This is a genomic window from Streptomyces roseus (assembly GCF_001044425.1).
GTDB classification, from domain to species: domain Bacteria; phylum Actinomycetota; class Actinomycetes; order Streptomycetales; family Streptomycetaceae; genus Streptomyces; species Streptomyces roseus.
On the sequence record NZ_LFML01000127.1, the window covers coordinates 74,531 to 75,908 of the forward strand.

Sequence of the window (1,378 nt, forward strand, 5' to 3'; positions counted from 1 at the left end):
CGCGAGGGTGACCTCCCGCCAGCCGCTCCAGTCCACGGCGGGCCCGGCCACCTCGACGGCGGCCCCGTCGGCGTCGGCCAGTGCGACGGCGGGCCGGGCCCCTGAACCGTCGCCGCCCACCCAGAGCGTCAGCGAACGGGCCAGCTCCGGCACGGGCAGGGGCCGCGGCGGGGCGGCGCTGCCCCGGGCCCGGGCCGCGGGCAGCTCCAGCGCGAGGCCCGCCCCCGGATGCCCCTCGGCCACGGAGGCACCCGGTCCGGTCCACTCCCCGGCATCGGCCAGATCGGTGACCGGCAGCGTCTCCAGCCCGACGCCGAGGGGGATCTCCACCCGGGCGGCCCCGACCGCGGCACGGAGGTGGCCCGTGGCCCGGGGGACGAGGGCGGTGACGGTGAAGCCGCCCCGTCCGTCGTCGGCGACGTCCCACCGTGACCGGTCGAACTCCAGGGCCACGTCACGGGGTTCCACGACCGCGGCCCTCCCCTGCGCGTCGAACCCGGTCAGCCGGAACCCCGCCTTCTCCCCCCGCTCCGCGAGCCCGATCCGGGGCTGCGTGGGCCGGATGCGGGTCAGCGGGCCGAGCACCGTGACCGGGAGCGCGCCGTGCGCCGTCGCGCGCCGGGCGTGCGCCGTCGCAGAGCCGGGGCGCACGGCGTGGAACACCCCGCCCGCATCGACCGTGCCCGCCCCCTGCGCGAACCACTCCGGAGCGCCCGGGGCCGGACCCAGCAGCGCGTCGTACCCGGTGGCGGTGAGGGTCCGGGTGAGCCCGGGGAAGACCCGGGTGGGTTCCCCGGCGGCGGCGCCGACGGATTCGACCCGGTACCCGGCGGTCCGCCCGGAGCCCACCGGGGCCGTGAGGACCAGCCCGTTCGCGACGGGCCGCAGCGCTCCGTCCGAAGGGGAGTTCTCCAGCGCCAGGGCCGTCGCCCCGCTCAGCCCGGCGAGCAGGGTGGTGGAGCCGCCGCCGTCGAGGTTCAGGGCCTCGTACGAGCCCAGTTGGTGCATCAGCGCGCCCAGCGCGGTCAGGGTGAGGCCGCCGCTGTCGCGCTGGCGGCCGTCCACGGCGAGGATCCGCATCCGCCGTCCGTCCCGCGAGAACCCGACGGCCGTGCGCGGGGCGGCGGTGTTGTTGGGTTCGCCGTCGTGGTCCTGCGGGACGCCGGCCACGACGAGGGCCTCCCGCCCGCCGACGGCCGCCACCGGGACCGGCCCGCCATCCGGGACGGGCCGGGCGGTGACGGTCACGGGGTCCCCCGGCCGCAGGGCGGCGAGTTCGGCCGTGGCGGCCTTGTCCCCCGCGGCCGCCGCCAGCAGGGTCGTACCGGGCTCGGGACGCTCCGGACGATGCGCCCGCGAGCCCGGCGCACCCGCGCCC

At 79.4% G+C, this 1,378-nt stretch carries 1 protein-coding gene; it reads right to left on the reverse strand.

Annotation, left to right across the window (positions count from 1 at the left end; all coding sequences use genetic code 11):
- A partial coding sequence (locus ACS04_RS29370) for a phosphodiester glycosidase family protein (RefSeq protein ID WP_167352609.1) occupies nucleotides 1-1,378 on the reverse strand: 1,378 nt, incomplete at both ends.